The 4,223-nt window shown below is 61.8% G+C and carries 4 protein-coding genes; 3 read left to right on the forward strand and 1 reads right to left on the reverse strand.

Going from position 1 to position 4,223, the window contains the following annotated elements; all coding sequences use genetic code 11:
* The first annotated feature begins 285 nt into the window (after nt 1-285).
* Nucleotides 286-1,413: an ATP-dependent RecD-like DNA helicase gene (locus X728_RS137060; RefSeq protein ID WP_023682070.1), complete on the forward strand. Its 1,128-nt coding sequence runs from the start codon at nt 286-288 to the stop codon at nt 1,411-1,413.
* A 20-nt stretch (nt 1,414-1,433) separates the two neighbouring features.
* On the opposite strand, the gene X728_RS137055 is transcribed toward X728_RS137060, so the two are convergent.
* On the reverse strand, nt 1,434-1,853 hold the full coding sequence (locus X728_RS137055; RefSeq protein WP_023682069.1) for an STAS/SEC14 domain-containing protein: 420 nt from the start codon (nt 1,851-1,853) through the stop codon (nt 1,434-1,436).
* Between the two features lie 112 nt (nt 1,854-1,965).
* On the opposite strand from X728_RS137055, the gene X728_RS137050 reads away from it, so the two are divergent.
* On the forward strand, nt 1,966-2,706 hold the full coding sequence (locus X728_RS137050; protein WP_023833327.1) for a pyridoxine 5'-phosphate synthase: 741 nt from the start codon (nt 1,966-1,968) through the stop codon (nt 2,704-2,706).
* 77 nt (nt 2,707-2,783) lie between these two features.
* A partial coding sequence (locus X728_RS137045; protein WP_032898348.1) for a potassium transporter Kup occupies nt 2,784-4,223 on the forward strand: 1,440 nt, incomplete at its 3' end.

Below are 4,223 nucleotides of genomic sequence, written 5' to 3' on the forward strand. Positions count from 1 at the left end.
CGGTCCTCCGGCGGACAAGAAAACTGTCACCCATGCTATCGGTCCATTCTGTTACCTATCTATCCGGTTCGGACACAGCCTTTTTCTCCCGGTCAGTATACGGGGAGAAATGCCCGGCAGGGCAATGAGGGGCAGCGCTGGCGGTTTGTCATTATCTGAAGCGATTGCCCTCCGTTCTCAATGCTTGTTCCCTTTACGTTCGGTTTCGGCGCTGTTAGCCTGAGCGCCTCCGGCATTGATGGCGGCGGCCTTGTCTTTCCCTTGCGAATCCGGTCTGTCGAACCGATGGAATTCTCCCCCCAACAGGACGAGGCTCTGAAAGCGGTGGCGCGCTGGCTGAAAGAGGGCCGGCCGCAGGTCTTCCGGCTGTTCGGCTATGCCGGCACCGGCAAGACCACGCTGGCGCGCTATTTTGCCGAGCATGTCGACGGGCAGGTGCAGTTCGCCGCCTTCACCGGCAAGGCGGCGCAGGTGCTGCGTTCCAAGGGCGCGGTCAATGCTCGCACCATCCATTCGTTGATCTACCGGCCGAAGGGCGAGGAATCGGTGTCGGACGAGGTGACCGGCAAGACCTCGATGTCGCCGACCTTCTCGCTCAACCGGCAAAGCCCTATTTCACGGGCGAAGCTGGTGGTCATCGACGAATGCTCGATGGTCGACGAGCAGCTTGGCCGCGACCTTCTGAGTTTTGGCACGCCGATCCTGGTGCTTGGCGATCCGGCGCAGCTGCCGCCGATCTCGGGCGGCGGCTTTTTCACCGAGCATGAGCCGGATGTGCTCTTGACCGAAATCCATCGCCAGGCGCGCGACAATCCGATCATCCAGCTGGCGCTCGACGTGCGCGAGGGCCGCGAGTTCATGCGCGGCGACTACGGCAGCGCGCAGGTCATCGGCAAGGAGGACGTCACCCAGGAGTTGGTGCTGAAGGCGGACCAGGTGTTGGTCGGCACCAACCGAACACGCCGCCGCTACAATCAGCGCCTGCGCGAGCTGAAGGGTTTCAATGCCGATTATCCGCAGGCCGGAGACAAGCTGGTCTGCCTGCGCAACGACCCCGCCAAGGGCCTGCTCAACGGTTCGCTGTGGAAGGTAATGACCTCGTCGCGCGAAACGGTGAAGCCGGGCATCAACCTTCTGGTCTCGCCCGAGGAGGACGATCCCGACCGCGGCGTCGCCAAGATCAAGCTGCTCAAGTCGGCTTTCGAGGATCCGGACGCCGATATCCCCTGGCAGCAGAAGAAGCGCTTTGACGATTTCGACTATGGCTACGCGCTGACCGTGCACAAGGCGCAGGGTTCGCAGTGGAACGATGTCGTGCTGTTCGACGAGAGCTGGGCGTTCAAGGAAACCCGCCAGCGCTGGCTCTATACTGCCATAACGCGGGCGGCAGAGCGGCTGACGATTGTTAGATAGCTGGCGTTAGATAGCCGGCGTCAGGTAGCAGCCGGCGCAGCAGGGCTGAGTGGCGTCGCACCCAGCCATTGCCAGGCATCCGCTTCATCCTCGGCCGCGAAGTGCCTGAACTCGATGGGTGGCGAAGCCGGAAGGAAGTTCCGCGCATCCGCTATCCAGTCGGGCTCACCGATCGTCGCGCACCGGGCGATATGCTCTAGCGCATGAACCGTACCTTGTTTCAGCGTCTCGTCGTCCATATCGATCCAGTCGACGCCCTCATGGTCGACCAGCCGCACCAAGACGTCGATCCTCGGGTGCAGCGCGTAGGCAGCCTCCAGCAATCCGAACAGATTTTCGCCGTCGGCGGCAGAGACATGGCCGACGACGTCGATGGCGAAAAGGTCCTCACGGTCGGTTTCGAGGCGGCGGATCGCGGGCACGGATTGGAGAAAATTCATTGGCTGGGTTCCCCCTTGCGAGCAGATGTCATCACTGGAACACCCGAAAGCCCCTGTCTGTTCCCATCAAAGGCAGTATAGATGCGCTGCACAAACAGCCGGACCTCACGCCATGCCCGCGAAACTCTCGGTCAATCTCAACGCCATCGCCATGCTGCGCAACCGCCGCGACCTGCCGTGGCCGAGCGTCACCGGGCTCGGCCGCCTGGCGCTGGCGGCCGGCGCGCACGGGCTGACGGTTCATCCGCGGCCCGACGAGCGCCACACCAGGCATTCCGACCTGCCGGAGATCCGGGCGCTGATCGACGACGAGTTTCCCAAGGCGGAATTCAACATCGAGGGCTACCCGACCGAGGATTTTCTGGCGCTTGTGGAAAGGCACCAGCCGGAGCAGGTGACCCTGGTGCCCGACGATCCGGCGCAGGCGACATCGGACCATGGCTGGAACTTTGCCGCCGAGGCGGCGTTCCTTATCCCGATCGTCAAGCTTCTGAAAAAAGGGGGCTTCCGCGTGTCGCTGTTTTCCGATCCGGATCCCACCGGCGTCAATGCCGCGCGCGATACCGGCGCCGACCGCATCGAGCTCTATACCGGGCCCTACGGCAGCTACCATTCCGATTCCGCCAAGGCGCGGAAGGAGCTGGAAAGATTGGGAAAAACCGCGGATGCCGCACTCGCCGCCGGGCTCCAGGTCAATGCCGGGCACGATCTGGTGGTGAACAACCTTCCGGCATTGGCAAAGCGCATTCCGGCATTGGCCGAAGTGTCTATCGGACACGGGTTGACAGCCGATGCGTTGGAGTATGGCATGGCCGGCACGGTGGGGCGGTTTCTGAAGGCTTGCGGTTGGTAGCGGTGGAAGGCTCGTGTCGAAGGTGATATCGCATGACAGCAAGCAAGGCGCACCGCGCGGTGATCGGGGAGTAGTCGATGGCTCTTTCCAGCATCGGTAGCGAGGCTGAACCCGTCGAACAACCGAACCACTCCCACACTGAACAGCACAGCACCAAAGTTCTGATGCTGGGCGCGCTTGGCGTCGTCTATGGCGATATCGGCACCAGCCCGATCTATGCCTTCCGCGAGGCGCTTCACGCTTCGCCTGGTACCGACACGCGCATAGATGTCCTGGGCGTGCTGTCGCTGATCGTCTGGGCGCTGACGATTATCGTCACCATAAAATACGTCGCTTTCGTGCTTCGCGCCGACAACAAGGGCGAGGGCGGCACGCTGTCCCTGATGGCGCTGGCGCGCAGCGCCTATCCAAAAGGCGCCAAGCTTATCCTCGGCATCGGACTTTGCGGGGCGTCGCTTTTTTTCGGAGACGCTATCATAACTCCGGCCATTTCCGTGCTGTCGGCAGTTGAGGGCCTGGAAGTGGTGACACCGACGCTGGAGGCCTATGTCGTTCCGATCACCTTGGTCATCCTGGCGTTTCTGTTCTCCGTGCAGCGCTTCGGCACGGGGAAGGTGGCGGCAGTATTCGGGCCGGTGACGGCGCTATGGTTCCTGGCCATCGGCGTTTCCGGGCTCTACCACCTGATGGATGATCCTTCGGTGCTGTTGGCGATCAACCCGTATTATGCGATCGCCTACTTAGCCGGCACGCCGACCGCCGCTTTCGTGACCGTTGGTGCAGTGTTCCTGGCGGTAACGGGGGCCGAGGCGCTTTATGTCGACCTTGGACATTTCGGGCGCAAGCCGATCGTGCTCGCGTGGTTTTCCGTGGTGTTTCCTTGCCTGCTGCTCAACTACTTCGGCCAGGGCGCCTTTGTGTTGGCGAATGGCGGCAGGCCGACCAATCCATTCTTCGAGATGTTGCCGGATTGGGCGCTGATGCCAATGGTCGGCTTGGCAACGGCCGCCACCGTGATCGCCAGTCAGGCGGTGATCTCGGGTGCTTTTTCGCTGGCACGTCAGGCAGTGCAACTCAACCTGCTGCCCCGCATCGAGGTGCAGCACACGTCCGAAATGCAGAGCGGCCAGATTTATATGCCGCGCGTCAACCTGCTCATCGCCCTGGGAGTGATGCTGCTGGTTGTCGGCTTCGGCAGCTCGAGTTCGCTGGCTTCCGCTTACGGAATTTCGGTGACCGGCGAGATGCTGATGACAACCATTCTGCTGTTCGTTGTCATGCGCAATTTGTGGAAATGGCAGCTTGGGCTCGCCCTGGCATTGGCGCTGCTGTTCGGCACCATCGACATGGGTTTCTTCCTGGCGAATGTCGTCAAGATCGTGGAAGGCGGATGGGTGTCAATATCCGTTGCCTGCCTCATGGGGCTGATCATGACCACCTGGATACGCGGCAGCCGCTATCTGTTCGACAAGACCCGGCGCAACGAAATCCCGCTCGATTTCCTCGCCGGCAATCTG

Origin of the sequence: Mesorhizobium sp. L103C119B0 (assembly GCF_000502235.1) — a bacterium.
Classification (GTDB): Bacteria; Pseudomonadota; Alphaproteobacteria; order Rhizobiales; family Rhizobiaceae; genus Mesorhizobium.

Bases quoted from the DNA above. Each gene is read 5' to 3' on its own strand.
- X728_RS137060 (WP_023682070.1), top strand. From the start codon at position 286: ATGGAATTCTCCCCCCAACAGGACGAGGCTCTGAAAGCGGTGGCGCGC.
- X728_RS137055 (WP_023682069.1), bottom strand. From the start codon at position 1,853: ATGAATTTTCTCCAATCCGTGCCCGCGATCCGCCGCCTCGAAACCGAC.
- X728_RS137050 (WP_023833327.1), top strand. From the start codon at position 1,966: ATGCCCGCGAAACTCTCGGTCAATCTCAACGCCATCGCCATGCTGCGC.